Genomic DNA, 17,070 nt, shown 5'->3' on the forward strand with positions numbered 1-17,070 from the left:
GGCGGGGCGTTTTCGTACTGGCCGCCATCGGCGGCCCGCTTGCCCCTATTGGTCTGGAACCTCCATACTGAGGACGCGCGACCGCCCCCACCAGACCCAAACAAGAGAGACAGACCGTGGAAAGTACCGCCGCCCGCACCGACTGGCTTCGCCTTGCCATTGCATCCGCCATCGTGGTCGTGCTGGCCTATCTGTTCTGGACCGGCTCGCGCTATCCGGCGCTGGACGAAAAGGCGATGATGTCGGGCGGCATCCTGCTGGAGGATCCGCTGGGGTTCGAGGCCAAGTATCCCCTGACCGAGGACATGACCGTGCTGCAACGGATGTTCTGGTCCACGCTCAACTGGATCAACACCAACAAGAAGGGCATGACCTTTGGCGTGCTCTTTGCCGCCGCCTTTCTGACCGCGGCCCCCTATGTGCGGCGCAAGAGCTTCAAGGGTGGGTTTGCCAACAGCGCGCTGGGTCTGGCCATCGGCACGCCGCTGGGGGTCTGCGTCAACTGCGCCGCGCCCATCGCAAGGGGCATGTATTCAGGCGGCCTGCGGGCGGAAACCACGCTGTCGGCGATGATCGCCTCACCCACCCTGAACGTGGTGGTGCTGACGATGTTGTTCAGCCTGCTGCCGTTCTACATGGCGCTGACCAAGATCGCGCTCAGTCTGCTGGTGATCCTTGTGGTCGTGCCACTGATCTGCCGCCACCTGCCGCAAAAGGAAATTCCCCCCGCACAGCGCGTGGCCACCGTGCCGCCCGCACCGCTGACCGGCGTGCACCGCGCCCTGTGGGACGTGCTGGTGAGCTATCTGAAAAACCTCTGGTACATCGTCAAGATGACCGTGCCGCTGATGCTGCTGGCGGGCATTCTGGGGGCGGTGGTCGCCACGCTGCTGCCGCAGGAGCTGATCACCGGGCTGAGTTTCAGTCTGGTCGTTCTGGTTCTGATCGCACTGGTCGGGGTGTTCCTGCCGGTTCCCATCGCCTTTGACGTGGTGGTGACGGGCGCGCTGCTGGGTCTGGGACTGAGCCATGGCTACGTCATGGCGCTGCTGTTCACCTTGGGCAGCTTCAGCGTTTACTCCTTCTTTATCGTGGCGCAATCGGTGGGCCTGCGCGCCGGGCTCTGGCTGGCTGCCAGCATCGCGGGGCTGGGCATCCTGTCCGGTGCGGGCGCGCATTACTACCACGAATGGCAAAGTGACCGCGCATTGCGGATGTTGACCGGTGAGGCAGAGACGCCCCGCCTGCTGTGGGCCGCTCAGGCCGCCGAGGGCGACCCATGGGTTGTCACCAGCCCCGACGCCGCCCGCATCATTGTGGAACCCCGCCCCTTTGCCCCCCCTTCCCCCGCCGCGGGAACCGGGTTCACCCGGCTCGAAGGCTGGGAGATCGGGCTGGACCAGCCGATCGAGTTCACCATGGCCGACATGTGGCCCCCCTTCTGGGAGGGGCGCAGTCTTGCCTCTGGGGATATCGACGGGGATGGCGATATCGACCTTGCCGTCGCCTCGACCGAGGTTGCCCTGCGCCTGTTTGCCAATGACGGCACGGGCCAGTTCACCCCGATGGAGATTGACCTTGGACCGCTGGCCGATGCGCCCGTCTTCAACGCCGTTTTGGTCGACATCGACAACGACGGCTGGCGCGACCTGTTTCTGGCCACCTACCAGCGCGGCAATTTCACCCTGATGAACGGGCCGGACGGGTTCGGTGCGCCGCAAGAAGTCACCAACACGCCCGGCGCGTCCCTGAGCATGGCGCTGACCTTTGGCGACCCGGACCGGGACGGCGATCTGGACCTGGGTGTCGGCAACTGGGCCGCGGGCTGGTATCGCCGCATTCCGGGCGAGGAATCCCGCGACCGCGTCATCTGGAACGAAAGCGGCGCATTAACAGGCGCCGCACATACCGTCCTGCCCGGCATCCCCGGTGAGACGCTGTCGATGCTGTTCACCGACCTTGACGGCGATGGCAAGGCCGACCTGCTGGTCGGCAATGATTTCGAGGTGCCGGATTATTATTACATGGGGGACGGCGCGGGCGGATTCCGTGCGATCACCTTTCAGGACGGGATCATTCCGCACACCACCACGACCACAATGGCGATCAAGACCGCCGACCTGAACAACGACGGCGCGGCAGAGCTGTATCTTGCGCAGATCGCGGGGCGGTCTTCGGGCGTCTCTGCCAAGCTCAAGATGCAGCCACTGGAGCGCTACTGCGCCACGATCACTCGCGACGACCAGCGGGCAATCTGCGAAAGCAACATGGCGATCAAGGAATGGTATCGTTCCGGCAACAGCTTTGACCCGACATATGCCAGCCGCTGTCAGGACCTGACCGGGCGATATCAGGCCGAATGCAAATCCATGCTGATCAAGGACCTTGCGATTCAGCGCAAGGATGCGGGCATTTGCGATATGATCCCGGCGGATCAGTACAAGGCCCGCGCCTATTGCGAGGTGCACTTCAAGCCCTCTCGCCCGATCCCGGCGGCAGAAGCCGACGCCGCCCTGCCGCAGATCAAGAGCTTTAACGTGTTGCTGACGCCCGACGGCAAGGGCGGCTATGCCGACGTGGCCAAGGACATGGGACTGGAAATCGGCGGCTGGAGCTGGGACACAAAGATTGCCGATTTCGACGAGGACGGGCTGAGCGATGTCTATATCGTCAACGGCACATGGGTCCCGAATGAGGTCAGCCCGTCGAACCTGTTCTACCACAACACCGGCAGCGGTTTTGCCGAGGCCTCTGGCCCCTTCGGGCTGGAGGATTACCTGATGACGGCGACATCGACGCAGTTCGACATGGATGGCGATGGCGATCTGGACCTTGTGACTTATACCGTGAACGGCCCGCTGGCGGTGTTCCGCAACAACGCGCAAGCGGGCCACGCGCTGGCGGTGTCTTTTGAGGATCTGGACGGCAACCGCGATGGCATCGGCGCGACGATCCGGGTGACGGATACAAACGGCGTGACCCGGACGCAGGAATTGCAACTGGGCGGCGGTTTCATGTCATTCGACGCACCTGTCGCGCATTTTGGTCTTGGCGACGCGGTTGAAGCGACTCGGGTCACGATCCGCTGGGCCGATGGCGATGAAACGGTGATCGAAGGCAAATTCGCCGCCGAGACGCACTATCGCATCCGCCGCGCGGCGGACTGAGGCGGGTCAGCCGCGGGCGCGGTTGATCTCGACCAGATGCCCGTCCGGGTCCATGAGAAAGGCCTGCGCGAAACCGGCATCGCTGTCACGCCTGACCCGCAGGTGTGTCGCGGTGTCGACGGCGGCGTCTTCGCGGTAGCCGGACTCTGCCAACCGGGCCAAAACGCCGTCGAAATCATCAGTCGACAGGGCGAAATGCACATCCCCGCCCGTCACCGGCCCGCTGCGATAGGTGCCGTCGGGGTTGACGATCAGGTGCAACTGCCCATCGCCACAGCCGTACCACAGCCCGTCAAACCCAAACCCGGGCCGGTCCAGCCGGGGCAGGCCCAAAACGGTGTCATAGAACTCTGCCGACCGCGCGAGATCACGCACGGGCAGTGAAATGTGATGCAGGGCAAGCTGTGTCATGGCGGCACCCTACCGCGTTTCGGATTGAACTGAAATCGGTTGTTCGCGGCCTTTGCCATTTGGCGCAGGCCGCCACCGATCCGCCACGTTGCGGACGACCTGCACATGCCCTGGCTCACGCGATGGGCAACCGACACACCCCCTGCCCGATGATCCACGGGCGGCACCGCTTCGCCACTTCCCATCAATCCCGTTGAAACCGGACCGCTTTCACGGCAAGTAGAGGGGGTTCCCCGCAATCCGGATCCCAAATGGCCAAGCTCTACCACGTTCCCCTCTCCCCGTTCTGCCGCAAGGTCCGACTCAGCCTCGCTGAAAAGAAGATCGAGTGTGAGTTGATCGAGGAACGCTATTGGGAAAAGGACCCGGACTTCATGCGCCGCAACCCGGCGGCGAAGGTTCCGGTGCTCAAGATCGACGGCAAGATCATGGCCGAAAGCGCCGCGATCTGCGAGTGGATCGAAGAAAAATACCCCGAGCCGTCGCTGATGCCGCGCTCTGCCGATGCCCGTTACGAGGTGCGCCGCATCGTGGGCTGGTTCGATGACAAGTTCCACAATGAGGTCACGTCAAAGCTGCTATACGAGCGGGTGAACAAGAAGGTGATGAAGGCGGGTTTTCCCGACAGTGGCAACGTCAAATCCGGTGCCAAGGCGGTCAAGTATCACCTCGACTACATGGCCTGGCTGCTGGATCACCGCCGCTGGCTGGCGGGGGACAACATGACGCTGGCCGATTTCGCCGCCGCCGCGCATCTGTCGAGCCTTGATTATATCTCGGACGTGGACTGGAACCGGTCCGAGGTGGTCAAGGACTGGTACGCCAAGATCAAGTCGCGCCCCGCCTTTCGGTCGATCCTTGCCGATCAGGTGCCGGGTTTCCCACCTCCGGCGCATTATGCCGACCTTGATTTCTGAGCGGGAGGCGATTTTTCGTCGAAAAATCGTGGGGGGCTCTGCCCCCGTCCCTGCGGGCCGCCCCCGGGATATTTTCAGACAGAAGAAACGGGGGGCCTTGTGACCGGTCTGACCGAGCGCCTGAAGCACGAGGCCACCGATATGGGGTTTGCCGACTGCCGCATCTGCCGCCCCGGTGACGTTCCGGAGGTCATGGCGCGGTTGCAGGCTTTTCTGGCGCAGGGCTATCACGGCCAGATGGGCTGGCTTGCGGACCGAGTGCATTGGCGCGGCGCGCCGGATGTGCTCTGGCCCGAGGCGCGCTCTGTCATCATGCTGGCCGAGAATTATGGACCGGACGAGGACCCTCTGGCCGTGTTGGAGGCGCGTGAGAGCGCCGCGATCAGTGTCTACGCCCGCAATCGTGACTATCACGACGTGGTCAAGAAGCGGCTGAAACGGTTGGGCCGGTGGCTGATCGACGCGGCGGGCGGTGAGATCAAGGTTTTTGTCGACACCGCGCCGGTGCCGGAAAAACCCTTGGCACAGGCGGCGGGCCTTGGGTGGCAGGGCAAGCACACCAATCTGGTCAGTCGGCGGCTGGGATCCTGGCTGTTTCTGGGCTGTGTCTTTACCACGCTGGATCTGGAGGTCGACGGGGCCGAGCAGGATCACTGCGGATCGTGCCGGGCCTGTCTGGATATCTGTCCGACCGATGCCTTTCCCGCGCCCTACCAGCTCGACGCGCGGCGCTGCATTTCCTACCTGACGATCGAACACAAAGGCCCGGTGGACGAGGACCTGCGCGCCGGTCTGGGCAATCGCATCTACGGCTGTGACGATTGCCTTGCGGTCTGCCCGTGGAACAAGTTCGCCCGGCAGGCTGAGGAGGTAAAGTACCATGCGCGGGGTGACCTTGTGGCCCCGCCCCTGGCAGATCTGGCGGTGCTGGACGATCCGGGGTTTCGGGCGCGGTTTTCCGGCTCTCCGATCAAGCGGATCGGGCGCGACCGGTTTGTGCGCAACGTCTGCTACGCCATCGGCAACTCTGGATCCGTTTCGCTGATCCCCACCGCGCAGGCCCTGTGCGACGACCTTGACCCTGCTGTGCGGGATGCCGCCCGTTGGGCCGTTGAACGCCTCTTAAACCGGGCGTCAGGCACTGTTCTGGGGCAGTAGGACGGGCGCTGAGCTGCCATCCCAGCGCCCGGAGCGACAGTCGGTTTTCTTGGGAGAAAGCACGCGTCACTCGCCCGTTACATGGCAGCCGTCCCGCCATCGCGCAAGAGCCGCGCAAGGCATCGTGAGTTCCATGACAAATCGCTTTGAAAATCGCGGTTCCAACCCATCTAATGAGGTGCGCGGTAGCACAGGAGGACAACGTGGCGAAATATGAGCGAAGACCGGAGGTTATCAACAGCTTGACCCCCGAGCAGTACCACGTCACCCAAGAGGCCGGGACAGAGCGTCCGGGCACCGGCGAATTCTTGCACACGAAAGAGCCGGGCATCTACGTCGACGTGGTTTCGGGCGAACCGCTGTTCGCTTCGGCGGCAAAATACGAATCAGGATGCGGCTGGCCCAGCTTCGTCAAACCGATCGAACCGGACAATGTTGTCGAGATACGCGACACCAGCCTTGGCATGATCCGCACCGAGGTGCGCTCGCGTCATGGCGACAGCCATCTGGGTCACGTCTTTCCCGACGGGCCAATGGCGCAGGGCGGACTGCGGTACTGCATCAACTCCGCCTCGCTGCGGTTCATCCCCAAGGATGAGATGCAGGACGAAGGCTATGGCGATTACATCGATCAGGTGGAGGATATCCGATGAGTGAGCGTGCTGTTCTGGCTGGCGGCTGCTTTTGGGGCATGCAGGAGTTGATCCGCAAGATGCCCGGCGTGATCGATACGCGCGTCGGCTATACCGGGGGCGACGTGCCGAATGCCACCTATCGCAACCATGGCACCCACGCCGAAGGGATCGAGATCCTGTTTGATCCAGAGCGGATTTCCTACCGCAAGCTGCTGGAGTTCTTCTTTCAGATCCACGACCCGACCACCGTGAACCGTCAGGGAAACGATCTTGGCATGAGCTATCGCTCGGCCATCTACTACGTGGATGAGGAGCAGCGCGCCTGCGCGCTGGACACCATCGCGGATGTCGATGCCAGCGGCCTCTGGCCCGGTAAAGTGGTGACAGAGGTCGAACCCGTGGGTGATTTCTGGCAGGCAGAACCAGAACATCAGGACTATCTGCAACGCCTTCCCGGCGGCTACACCTGCCATTTTGTGCGCCGTGACTGGGTTCTGCCCAAGCGGGACGCAGCAGAATAGCCCCACAGCCCCGCAACGGTCCCATGCGTTGCCGCATGGGACCGTTGCAGTATTCGGCAATCCCCGGATGACATGCTTTGGCGTATATGCGCTCCAGACACATTTGATGGAGACGCGTCATGACGCCGGCGGCCTTTTGGGACGGAATTGCGGAAAAATATGCGACACAGCCAATTGGCAACATGGATGCCTATGAGGCGACGTTGGATCGGGTGCGGCATTGGCTGCGGCCTGACATGTCGGTGATGGAACTGGGCTGCGGCACCGGGACCACGGCGTTAAAGCTGGCGGACGGGGTGGCGCGTTATCTGGGCACCGACCTGTCTATGGAAATGGTGCGCATCGCCAACGATAAGGCCGCGGCGGTCGATCATGTATCCTTTGCCGTGGACGCCGCCGGGACGGCGGGCGCGGGGCAACAGTATGACGCTGTGCTGGCCTTTAACCTGCTGCATCTGGTCGATGACCCGGCGGCGGTCATGGCCCATGTTCGCGGGCTGCTGCCCGAGGGCGGCTTGTTCATTTCCAAAACCCCCTGCCTTGGCGGCAAGCCATGGTTCCGCCCCTTGATCTGGGCGTTGCAGAAGATCGGCAAGGCTCCGGGGCCGGTGCATAGCCTGCGGCCCGCACAGATCGAGTCCGCGCTGATTGATGCGGGATTCGAGGTGGTCGAGACCGGGGGCTATCCCAAGAAACTGCCCAATTGGCTGGTGGTGGCGCGGGCGGTCTGATCAGTCGGGCAGCACCGCGCTGTCCGGCATTTCCTTGAGCAGGCTGGCGCAGCGCCGCTGTTTCCTCGGGGGTGAGGTCCGGCCAAAGCGTCGCCGTGCCCCCTTTGGCACCGACCACACGGGGCAAGGGCAGCGCCACGTCGGGCACATCCGGCACCTCCTTTTCGACGACCGACACCGACAGCCCCGCCTGTTCGCCCTGTCCAATGGCCATGGATCCATCCGGGCGCGATGCCAAGGTGCCGCCCGATGAGCCGGCGAAGGCGGGCGGTGTCAAGGATGGTGCCCGATCCGATCACGCGCGCGGGTGGTAATCCGGACACCGGGTGGCGATATCGGTGATGGCCGCAACCGGGGTGCTGGCGATCAGAAGGATGGCATTCGGGGCTGTGGTCATGACCTCGTCGATGACGGATCGGGACACCTCGGCGTTGCGGTCCCGCAGTTCGGGGCGGGTCTGGGCCGGCTGCGGGCGAGATCTGCCCGGACCTCGGTGGCGGCGGGCTGCGCCTCAGTCATCTCTGGCCTGCCCATTTCCGGCGTCAGGATGTGCCGCAGCAGGGCCACGGGGTGCGCGCGCAGGGTCAGGCGCATGGCGACGTAATCTTCGACCACCTGTTCGCCCTCGGTCATCTCGGGCAGGTTGGCGGCGACCTCAGAGATCGCCTCACCGTCCATGTCGCGGGCAAACAGCGGCAGTTCCCCGCCTTTCATCAGGGCCTTTGCCTCCCACAGGGCGGCGCGGCGCGTCAGATCAAGATCGGCGAAGACATCCGCCTCTGCCAGCCGCGCCAGAACCGAGGGTTGCAGCCCCGCACGCCGCCAGACATCGCGCACCGAGCGGTAGCCGTTGCCGCGCGCCGCCGTCAGCCACGCGGCGTCGTCCTCCGACAGACCCTTGATCTGGCGAAACCCAAGGCGCAGGGCAAGACCGCCCCGGCCGTCCGGCTCCATCACGTTGTTCCAATAGCTGTGGTTGACGCAGACGCGCCGCACCCGAACCCCATGTTCGCGGGCATCGCGCACGATCTGCGAGGGCGCGTAAAACCCCATCGGCTGCGCGTTCAGCAGCGCGCAGGCAAAGATGCCGGGATGATGGCATTTCAGCCAGGCCGAGGCATAGACCAGCAGGGCAAAGCTGGCGGCGTGGCTTTCGGGGAAGCCATAGGAGCCGAAGCCCTCGATCTGGCTGAAACAACGTTCAGCAAAGTCGCGGTCATAGCCCTTTTGCGCCATGCCGCGCAGAAAGAGGCTGCGGAACTCGCTGACATTGCCGTGCTTCTTGAAGGTGGCCAGCGAGCGGCGCAACCGGTCCGCCTGTTCGGGGGTAAAGCCCGCGCCGACGATGGCGATCTGCATCGCCTGTTCCTGAAACAACGGCACGCCAAGGGTCTTGCCCAGCACCGCGCCCAGCTCATCCGAGGGGAACTCCACGCGCTCCTCGCCGTTGCGGCGGCGGATGTAGGGGTGGACCATGTCGCCCTGGATCGGGCCGGGGCGGATGATGGCGACCTCGATCACCAGATCGTAGAAATTGCGCGGCCGCATGCGGGGGAGAAAGTTCATCTGCGCACGGGATTCGACCTGAAAGACACCGACGCTGTCCGCCTTGCACAACATGTCGTAAACTTCCGGGTCCTCGGGCGGCAAGGAGGCGAGCGTGTGCCTTGGCCCGTGATGGGTGGCGATCAGGTCAAAGGCCTTGCGGATGCAGGTGAGCATGCCAAGCGACAGCACATCGACCTTGAGGATGCCCAGCGCGTCGATGTCGTCCTTGTCCCAGCAGATGACGGTGCGCCCCTCCATCGCGGCGTTTTCGATGGGGACCAGTTCATCAAGCCGCCCCTCGGTGATGATGAACCCGCCCACGTGCTGCGACAGATGGCGGGGGAAGCCGATGATCTCGTAGATCAGTTCCATCGTCAGTTGCAGACGGCGGTCCTCCGGGTCCAGCCCGATCTCGCGCATGCGTTGTGCCTCCAGCCCCTTGGTGGAGAAGAACCCCCAAAGCTGGCTGGACAGCGCGCCGATGGTATCCTGAGACAGGCCCATGGCGGCCCCGACCTCCCGAATGGCGCGCTTGCCCCGATAATGGATGACGGTGGCGCAGAGGCCCGCGCGGTGGCGACCGTAAGTCTCATAGATGTGCTGGATCACCTCCTCGCGCCGCTCATGTTCGAAATCGACGTCGATGTCGGGCGGTTCATCCCGTGCCTCACTGACAAAGCGCTCAAAGACCATGGTGCCGATCTCGGGACTGACCGAGGTCACGCCAAGACAATAACAGACCACGGAATTGGCGGCACTCCCGCGCCCCTGACACAAGATCCCACGCGACCGGGCAAAGGCAACGATATCGCGAACGGTGAGGAAATAGGGCTCATAGTTCAGCTTGGCGATCAGGGCCAACTCATGCTGCAACAACACCTGCACCTTCTCCGGCGCACCCTGCGGATAGCGCCATTTCAGCCCCTCATGGGCAAGGCGTGACAGCCGCCCCCCCGCTGTCTCGCCTCCGGCGATCTCGGAGGGATATTCATAGCGCAACGATCCGATATCAAAGCCGCAGCGCCCGGCCAGCGCGGCGGCGCGGTCAACTGCCCCTTCATGCCGCCCCAACAGGCGGCGCATCTCGACCTCTGAGCGCAACCGTTGTTCGCCATTGGCCAGCGCCGCACGGCCCAGCCTGTCCACCCGTCCGCCAATGCGGATCGCACTCAGCACATCGGCCATCCGCCGCCGCCGACCGTGATGCATCAGGGGGACCGCCGTCGCCACGGTAGGCAGGCCAAAGCCCTCGGCCAACCGGGCCAGCAGATCGAACCGCCGACGATCCTCACCATCATAGCGCGGCGCCAGCGCCAGATGCATCCGCCCGCGATGCACCCGCACCAAGGCCGCCACCCGGTCGCGCCAAGCCGCCTCCGGGGCAGCCGGCACATGCAGGATAAACGCCACCCCCTCCGCCACCGCCGGCAGATCCGACAAGCGCAACCGGCAATCGCCCTTCTTCGACCGCAACCGCCCCGCCGACAACATCCGGCACAACAGCGCCCAGCCCTTGCGCGAGGCGGCCAGCGCCGTCATCTCGACGCCCTCCTCAAACACCAGCCGCGCCGCCGGGATCAGCCGTGGCACATTGCGCACCGGCGCACGCGGCGGCGCTGGCAGGCCCGGCGGCACAGGCGGGCCAATCAGCCCGCCCTCGGCCTCCAGCCGCTCCAACTCTGCCACCTGCCGCGCAATCTCGCGCGCCGCACTATAGGCCCGCACAATCCCCGCCACGGAATTCACATCCGCCACGGCAATGGCGGACACCCCCATCAAGGCGGCACGCTCCATATACTCCTCCGGGTGCGAAGCCCCGGTGAGAAAGGTGAAATTCGAGGTGATGCACAGCTCGGCGAACATGACAGGAGGTATATTCCCGTTTTGTTCCCATTTCGAGTCCGCAAAAATCGCCACGCGACCCCGGCTTCTTCTGTCCAAAAATATCCCCGCCGGAGGCAAACCCCGAGGCAGGCGGCCAAAGGCCGCCCACGAGATATAAAGCGCGGGCCCCGCAGGGCCCGCCCCTTTGGGTCAGACGCCCGCTTTGATGATCGCTTCGGCCAGCAAGGGCACGGTCTGCGCGTTCAGACCGGCGATGTTCATGCGCGAATCGCCGACCATATAAACACCCGAGTCCGCGCGCAGCTTTTCGACCTGCTCGGGGCTGGCCCCAAGGCGAGAGAACATGCCGCGATGCTGGGCAAGGAACCCAAACCGGTCCGACCCGGACAGGCGTTGCAACTCGTTTGCCAGTGCTTCACGCAGACCAAGCATGCCTGTCCGCATCTCTTCCAGTTCCGCTTTCCAGTCGGCGCGCAGCGTTTCATCGGTCAGCACCATGGTCACCAGACGCGCGCCGTGGTCCGGCGGGAAGGAAAAGTTCTGCCGGTTGAGATAGGCCAGCGTGCCCTGGTTCAGCTTTTTCGCCCCGCCGTCCTGCGCCACAGCCATCAACAGGCCGGTGCGTTCGCGGTAGATGCCAAAGTTCTTGGAACAGGACGCCGCGATCAGGCATTCCGGCACCGAAGAGGCGATCATCCGCACCGCCTGCGCGTCGTCCTCCAGCCCGTCGCCAAAGCCCTGATAGGCAATATCCACCATCGGCGTGGCCCCGGTCCGGTTCAGCAGGTCGATCACCGCCTGCCACTGGGTCACGTTCAGGTTGGCCCCGGTCGGGTTGTGGCAGCAGCCGTGCAGCAGCACGATGTCGCCTTTGCCCGCCTGCGCGAGGTCGGCCATCATGCCGTCGAAAGTCACGCCGCCGGTGTCATTGTCGAAATAGCGGTACATCACCGTTTCGATCCCCATGTGCTTGAGGATCGACAGGTGGTTCGGCCATGTCGGGTCGCTGACGAACACCCGCACATCGGGGTTGGCCATCTTGGCCATGTCAAAGGCCTGACGCACCGCCCCGGTGCCGCCGGGCGTTGCCGCCGCGGCCACGGTGTCGCGCGCCACCGCGTCGCCCAGCACCAGAGCCACCATCGCATCGGCAAAGCCGGGGTCGCCCGCCAGCCCGGTATAGGCCTTGGTCTGTTCCGCCTGCCACAGCTGTTGTTCGGCGGACTTGATCGCGCGCATGATCGGCGTGTTGCCGCTTGCGTCCTTGTAGACGCCGACGCCAAGGTCGATCTTGCCGTCACGCGGGTCCTCACGAAAGGCCTGCATCAGCATCAGGATCTTGTCGGCGGGTTGTTCCTTGATCGTCTCGAACATCTTTTTCTCCGGTCAGTCGGCGGGTCCCGTGGCGACGGGCAGCGTTGCAAATGCGCCCCATTCCGCCCACGAGCCGTCATAAAGTGAATGGTCGCTCTTGCCGATGCGTTCCATCGCAAGGCTGAGGATCGCCGCCGTCACGCCCGACCCGCAGGTGGTGATCGCCGGTTTCGACAGGTCGACGCCTGCGGCCCCGAACACCGCGCGCAGGGCGTCGTTGTCCTTGAGCGTGCCCGCCTCGGTCAGCAGATCCCGGTAGTAGACGTTTTTCGATCCCGGAATATGGCCCGCGCGCAGGCCCGCGCGCGGTTCCGGGGCCGCGCCCGCGAAACGTGCCGGTGAACGGGCGTCGATCACCTCTGTGTTTTTCAGCTTTGCGGCGGCAGAGACCTGCGTGACGTCGCGCACAAGATGGGCCTGACGGCGCACGGTCATGTGACGGTCGCGCACGATCGGGTCCATATCCTCGACCGGGCGGCCCTCGGCCTGCCATTTGGCGAACCCGCCATCCAGCACGGCGATGTCGTCCTTGCCCATCAGCTTGAACAGCCACCAGACGCGGGGGGCGGAAAACAGGCCCATGCCGTCGTAGACCACCACCTGATGGCCGTCGCCGACCCCCATGGCGCGCAGCCGCGACATGAATTTCTCGGGCGGTGGCGCCATGTGCGGCAGATCCGACCGGGCGTCGGACACATCGTCGATGTCGAAAAAGCGCGCGCCGGGGATATGCCCGGCGGCGTATTCGGCGCGTGGGTCCCGGCCCATGTCGGGCAGGTACCAGCTTGCATCGAGGACCCGCAGGTCGGGGTCATTCAGGTGCTGCGCCAGCCATTCGGTCGAGACAAGCGTCTTGGGATCGTCAACGAACATGGGTCCCCCTCATCCGTGATACCCAAGTGATTAGGCAAGAGGGCAGCGGCATGCAAGCGGGTCTCACCGCGAACCGGCCCAAGGAGCGGAAATGCCGCCACGCGGGGCCTGTGATGATCAGGTAGCGGGCTGCGCGGGGCGCTGGCCATGGGCCATCCGCTCGCGTCGGGGTCCCGTCAACGAACGTGGCGCAGAAAGAACCCCTCGACCATGTCCAGCGCGGTGTTCCGCGTGGCATCGCGTTCCTTGTAAATCTCGTGGAACGCCCCGTTGATGGCCGAAAACTGGCAGGCATAGCCCTTGTCCGCCGCAAGGCTGGCGGCGTTCAGGTCGTCGCAGAACCCGGTGTGGCGGGACAGGTCCGGCGGCGCGTCGAAGACGCCGGGATATTGCCGGTAGGCGCGCAGATCACGCGTGCCGCTCAGCAGCAGGACCGGTGTGTCGACCATGCGCGCCAGACTGTCGGGCGCGCGCATCTCGCGCAGAAAGCGAACAGAGCCCCGCGCCCAACTGTTGGTGGTGCCGCCGATCTGCGGCCCTTGCCAGTTTTCGCCGGCGTATTCCGCCTTGCGAATCCCGCTCCAGTCAAAGTGATCCCACATATGGGTGCGCAGAGCATAGCGGGCGCGGCTGCGGGTCATCATCGCCTCGGCGTCCTGTTCGAAACTGCGGGTGCCGGGCTGATAAGGGCCAAAGGTTCTGGCCGAGGCGTAGTCGTGGCACAGATCGTCATTCCACAGCCACGCCACGGCGCACCGCCACCAGCCCTGTACCGCGACCCCGCTTTCGGAATAGATCCGCAGGTTGAGCCAGCGGGCCCGTTTGCCGGTATAACTGATGTAGTTCACATGGATCATTGCACTGACGAGGGCGGCCGCCGCAAAAGGCGTGTCACCCCCGACCTTTTGCAAATAGCCGATGGCAATCGCCCCACCCATCGAGTTCGAGGTCAGGAACAGCGGCAGGTCGGGGCTGGCGCCCAGCGCGGACAAATCCGCCTCGACCGCCGCGACGAACTGGGTGAAATCCGCGATATAGTCGCCAAAATCCTCGACATGGCTTTTGTCGGGATCGGCCAGCAGACGCGGCGACAGGCCCTGCCCGCGATGGTCGATCACGTAGACCGGCGCAAAACCGCGGGCGATGAAATCCATCGCGGTTTCGACGTATTCATACGATGGCTCGCTGCGGCCCGGAGCGATCACCAGCGCACCCTTGGCCCCCGGCGCACAGCCGAACCGGCTGTAGCGCAGACGATAGCCGTCGCGGGGCATGGTCAACACGCGCCGTTCCCAGCCCGGCTCTGTCGTGGCTTCGCTGCAATCGGCATCGCGCGTCAGATAGGCCACCGTCTTGTCAAAGACCGTGGCCTCATCCAGCGCCGACACCGGCGCGGCCAAGATTGCCAAAAGCACAAACAGGAAATGTCGCAATGTCAAAGCGCCCCATGTCGTCCGCGCTTGTGCGAACGGGTCACTGACAGGAAATCACCTGACGCCACTCAACGTCAAGTAGATCAGTGACGCTCTTTCAGAAGGCGCTGTTTCTGGCGGGCCCAATCGCGCTTGGCCTCTGTTTCCCGCTTGTCGTGGTTCTTCTTACCTTTGGCGATGCCGATCTTCATCTTGGCGATGCCCTTGTGGTTGAAGTACATCACCAGCGGCACCAGCGTCATGCCCTCGCGCTGGGTGGCGTTCCACAGCCGCGACAGTTCTTTTTTGGACACCAGCAACTTGCGCCGTCGGCGTTCCTCATGGCTGAACATCGCGCGCTCATAGGGGGCGATGTAGGAGTTCACCAGCCACAGCTCGCTTTCCTCGACCGCCGCATAGCTTTCGGCGATGTTGGTGGTGTTCTCGCGCAGGGATTTGACCTCTGACCCGGTGAGGATGATGCCGCATTCGATATCGTCCTCGATCGCGTAATCGTAGCGCGCGCGCCGGTTCTCGGCGATCACCTTGTAGTTCGGGTCGGACTTGGGTTTCTTGGCCATGGTCCGTCTAGATAGTCACGGATACCGGGCGTGTAAACTGGCCGCCGACGCGCGACCGCCCCGGCAAGGCGAATTGCCGACGCACGAGAGCAGCAGCGGACCTTGTGGGACGTCGCCTGCGCCATGGCAAAACGGATGGGCACATGCCTCGGCACAGAGCCGTCGCGCCTGATGCCGCCCTTTCGCGGGCCGGGATCGGACAGAGCCATCGGCGGCTCGGGGCCCAAAGGGGACGCCGGACAGGCAAAGGCCCCGGACTGTGTCGTCCGGGGCCGTTTCCCCGCCTTGCGCGGGGCTGCTCGAAATTTGTGTCCGGGTTTACCAGCAGCGGTTGTTGTGGCGACGACCATCGTTGCGGCAGTTGTCCCGCCGTCCGTTGCGCTGTTTCCATTTGCCGCCGTGGCGGTGATGGTTGCGATAGACTTTGCGGTGCGTGTTGTGATGCCTCACGACGCGGCCCCGGTTGTTGTTTTCAAGCGCCTGTCCCAGAATGTAGAGACCGATTGCGGCCCCGACAAAACGTTTGAAGTTCTTGTCATGCCCGGCCTGAACCGGCGAGGCCGCGGCCATGGAGACGACAAGCGCGCCAGCCGCAAGCAGCGAAGTGATGAAACGTGCAGACATGGGTCAATTCCTTTCGGATGAATGGGCCGGAGCGCCGTCAAGTCGGGTACTCCGGACCCCAACGTCGCGTCAGTCGGGCCTGTGTCGCAATAACAGGGGGGTGATATTGGATAACCATGGCGCCAGCCCCTTCTGGTTATTGAATTTCTCCGGTCGTAAGGGCAGGCTGAATCCATGTCTCAAATCGGTCGCCCCATCATGTATCCTGCCCTCCTGCGTCGCCTAGCGGCGGCATCGATACTCGTCTTGCTGGCCTTCCCGAGCGCCGCCGCCGCTGATTGCTATGTCCACTACAAGGCCAAGCGCAACAGCCCCTACGGCCTGCATTATGGAATCGTGGCGCTGTCCGGAAACTGCCCGTCATCGCCTGCCGGGGTTGTCCAGTCCCGGATTTCCTCCGGTGGCTGGACCATACTGAACGTGGTAAAGGTCACATCGTCGCCGCCAAGTTCAACGGAAAAACGCAGTGCAGGCTCACACTATTACCGCTAGCGAAAGCCGCCGTTCAGGCTCACGTATCGTCACCGGAGGCATCATTGTCATCGTGGCGATTCTGGCCATTGTGGGGGCGGTGCTGATGCTGACCCTACCCGACGCCAATGCGTTCAACACGCGGGTCGAGCGGATCTTTGTCGAGAACGACACCCTGAACAGTCAGGCCGAGGTCAAGTTGCTGGAGATCCTCGCCCAGTCCGGAACCGCCTTTTCCGACACGCTGGCCAGCTACCGTGTGGTGATCTTTGTGCTGCTGGTCTTTGCCGCCGCGATGCTGGTGGCGGCGCTGGTCTTTCTGGTGATGCTGGTGTCGCTGAACCGCCGCATGGCCCAGATCGAGCGGTCGGGGATCGAAGTGTCCAGCCTGATCATCTCACGCGAAGAAAACACCGTCTACCTGAACACCATGGGGTTCAAGCTGACAGAGGCGATGATGGAGACGCTGGCCGTGCTGGCCGAGGCGCGCATGGACGATGAGATGCTGTCCGGCAGCCAGATCGAGTCGATGATCTCGGGCAAGGCCGAGGCCGATTGCGACGAGGCCGCCGGGGCCACAAGGATCAAGCGGCTGCGCGACGGGCTGGGCAACCAGATGGTCAGCGAGTTGCTGGTCAAGAACATCGCCCGGCGCGGCTATATGCTGGCCATCGACAAGGGTGTGATCGAAGTGGTGTAGCGCCACGGCACGCCCGTCGACGTGATCCGGGCCCGTCCCCCCCGCGCCAGCCTGCGCGATGGTGCGGGCCTTTTCGGCGTTGCGCCCCCCCCTTAGCGGCTG

15 protein-coding genes are annotated in these 17,070 nt (G+C 64.0%); 7 read left to right on the forward strand and 8 right to left on the reverse strand.

From position 1 onward, the window contains the following. Positions 1-116: 116 nt before the first annotated feature. The gene (locus ACN0S5_RS08070; protein ID WP_417207612.1) at positions 117-3,167 is read left to right on the forward strand and encodes an FG-GAP-like repeat-containing protein; all 3,051 of its coding nucleotides are present in this window, start codon (positions 117-119) and stop codon (positions 3,165-3,167) included. Positions 3,168-3,173: 6 nt separating this feature from the next. Here ACN0S5_RS08070 and ACN0S5_RS08075 read toward each other — a convergent pair whose 3' ends face one another. After that, complete coding sequence (locus tag ACN0S5_RS08075; RefSeq protein ID WP_417207613.1) at positions 3,174-3,578, reverse strand: VOC family protein; 405 nt, start codon at positions 3,576-3,578, stop codon at positions 3,174-3,176. Positions 3,579-3,829: 251 nt separating this feature from the next. Between ACN0S5_RS08075 and ACN0S5_RS08080 the strand changes: the two genes are divergently transcribed. The 5 genes from ACN0S5_RS08080 to ACN0S5_RS08100 all read left to right on the forward strand — a co-directional run bounded on the left by ACN0S5_RS08080 (position 3,830) and on the right by ACN0S5_RS08100 (position 7,540). Further along, entirely contained in the window at positions 3,830-4,495 is a 666-nt protein-coding gene (locus ACN0S5_RS08080) for a glutathione S-transferase family protein (protein WP_417207614.1), read from the forward strand. Between the two features lie 99 nt (positions 4,496-4,594). Beyond that, entirely contained in the window at positions 4,595-5,653 is a 1,059-nt protein-coding gene (gene queG / locus ACN0S5_RS08085; RefSeq protein WP_417207615.1) for a tRNA epoxyqueuosine(34) reductase QueG, read from the forward strand. Between the two features lie 203 nt (positions 5,654-5,856). Beyond that, positions 5,857-6,306, forward strand: a complete 450-nt coding sequence (gene msrB / locus ACN0S5_RS08090; RefSeq protein ID WP_417207617.1) for a peptide-methionine (R)-S-oxide reductase MsrB — start codon at positions 5,857-5,859, stop codon at positions 6,304-6,306. Further along, on the forward strand, positions 6,303-6,809 hold the full coding sequence (gene msrA / locus ACN0S5_RS08095; protein ID WP_417207619.1) for a peptide-methionine (S)-S-oxide reductase MsrA: 507 nt from the start codon (positions 6,303-6,305) through the stop codon (positions 6,807-6,809). Before msrB ends, msrA begins: the two co-directional genes overlap by 4 nt. Before the next feature lie 119 nt (positions 6,810-6,928). After that, positions 6,929-7,540 (forward strand): class I SAM-dependent methyltransferase, encoded by a 612-nt coding sequence (locus ACN0S5_RS08100; RefSeq protein ID WP_417207621.1) that lies wholly within the window; start codon positions 6,929-6,931, stop codon positions 7,538-7,540. A gap of 295 nt (positions 7,541-7,835) precedes the next feature. Here the strand turns inward: ACN0S5_RS08100 and ACN0S5_RS08105 are convergent, their stop codons facing one another. The 7 genes from ACN0S5_RS08105 to ACN0S5_RS08135 form a co-directional block, all read right to left on the reverse strand. Beyond that, positions 7,836-7,964: a hypothetical protein gene (locus ACN0S5_RS08105; protein WP_417207622.1), complete on the reverse strand. Its 129-nt coding sequence runs from the start codon at positions 7,962-7,964 to the stop codon at positions 7,836-7,838. Continuing rightward, positions 7,934-10,951, reverse strand: coding sequence for an error-prone DNA polymerase (locus tag ACN0S5_RS08110; protein WP_417207624.1), 3,018 nt, complete (start codon positions 10,949-10,951; stop codon positions 7,934-7,936). Before ACN0S5_RS08110 ends, ACN0S5_RS08105 begins: the two co-directional genes overlap by 31 nt. Before the next feature lie 171 nt (positions 10,952-11,122). Further along, a complete protein-coding gene (locus ACN0S5_RS08115) occupies positions 11,123-12,307 on the reverse strand; it encodes an aromatic amino acid transaminase (protein ID WP_417207625.1) in 1,185 nt (394 codons plus the stop codon). A gap of 12 nt (positions 12,308-12,319) precedes the next feature. Further along, positions 12,320-13,180, reverse strand: coding sequence for a 3-mercaptopyruvate sulfurtransferase (gene sseA / locus ACN0S5_RS08120; RefSeq protein WP_417207626.1), 861 nt, complete (start codon positions 13,178-13,180; stop codon positions 12,320-12,322). Positions 13,181-13,356: 176 nt separating this feature from the next. After that, a complete protein-coding gene (locus ACN0S5_RS08125; protein WP_417207627.1) occupies positions 13,357-14,613 on the reverse strand; it encodes a serine aminopeptidase domain-containing protein in 1,257 nt (418 codons plus the stop codon). 83 nt (positions 14,614-14,696) lie between these two features. Continuing rightward, positions 14,697-15,173 carry an SsrA-binding protein SmpB gene (smpB, locus tag ACN0S5_RS08130; protein WP_417207629.1) on the reverse strand — a complete coding sequence of 159 codons (477 nt, stop codon included), beginning with the start codon at positions 15,171-15,173 and terminating at the stop codon, positions 14,697-14,699. A gap of 318 nt (positions 15,174-15,491) precedes the next feature. Beyond that, on the reverse strand, positions 15,492-15,797 hold the full coding sequence (locus ACN0S5_RS08135; RefSeq protein WP_417207631.1) for a hypothetical protein: 306 nt from the start codon (positions 15,795-15,797) through the stop codon (positions 15,492-15,494). A 466-nt stretch (positions 15,798-16,263) separates the two neighbouring features. Here ACN0S5_RS08135 and ACN0S5_RS08140 point away from each other — a divergent pair, with 466 nt between their 5' ends. Then, positions 16,264-16,968: a winged helix-turn-helix domain-containing protein gene (locus ACN0S5_RS08140; RefSeq protein WP_417207632.1), complete on the forward strand. Its 705-nt coding sequence runs from the start codon at positions 16,264-16,266 to the stop codon at positions 16,966-16,968. Positions 16,969-17,070: the final 102 nt, after the last annotated feature.

Origin of the sequence: Antarctobacter sp. (assembly GCF_048262615.1) — a bacterium.
Taxonomy (GTDB): domain Bacteria; phylum Pseudomonadota; class Alphaproteobacteria; order Rhodobacterales; family Rhodobacteraceae; genus Antarctobacter.

Excerpts from the sequence above, each read along its gene's own strand:
- ACN0S5_RS08075 (WP_417207613.1), bottom strand. The coding sequence starts at position 3,578 with ATGACACAGCTTGCCCTGCATCACATTTCACTGCCCGTGCGTGATCTC.
- ACN0S5_RS08080 (WP_417207614.1), top strand. The coding sequence starts at position 3,830 with ATGGCCAAGCTCTACCACGTTCCCCTCTCCCCGTTCTGCCGCAAGGTC.
- msrA (WP_417207619.1), top strand. The coding sequence starts at position 6,303 with ATGAGTGAGCGTGCTGTTCTGGCTGGCGGCTGCTTTTGGGGCATGCAG.
- ACN0S5_RS08100 (WP_417207621.1), top strand. The coding sequence starts at position 6,929 with ATGACGCCGGCGGCCTTTTGGGACGGAATTGCGGAAAAATATGCGACA.
- ACN0S5_RS08110 (WP_417207624.1), bottom strand. The coding sequence starts at position 10,951 with ATGTTCGCCGAGCTGTGCATCACCTCGAATTTCACCTTTCTCACCGGG.
- ACN0S5_RS08115 (WP_417207625.1), bottom strand. The coding sequence starts at position 12,307 with ATGTTCGAGACGATCAAGGAACAACCCGCCGACAAGATCCTGATGCTG.
- sseA (WP_417207626.1), bottom strand. The coding sequence starts at position 13,180 with ATGTTCGTTGACGATCCCAAGACGCTTGTCTCGACCGAATGGCTGGCG.
- smpB (WP_417207629.1), bottom strand. The coding sequence starts at position 15,173 with ATGGCCAAGAAACCCAAGTCCGACCCGAACTACAAGGTGATCGCCGAG.
- ACN0S5_RS08135 (WP_417207631.1), bottom strand. The coding sequence starts at position 15,797 with ATGTCTGCACGTTTCATCACTTCGCTGCTTGCGGCTGGCGCGCTTGTC.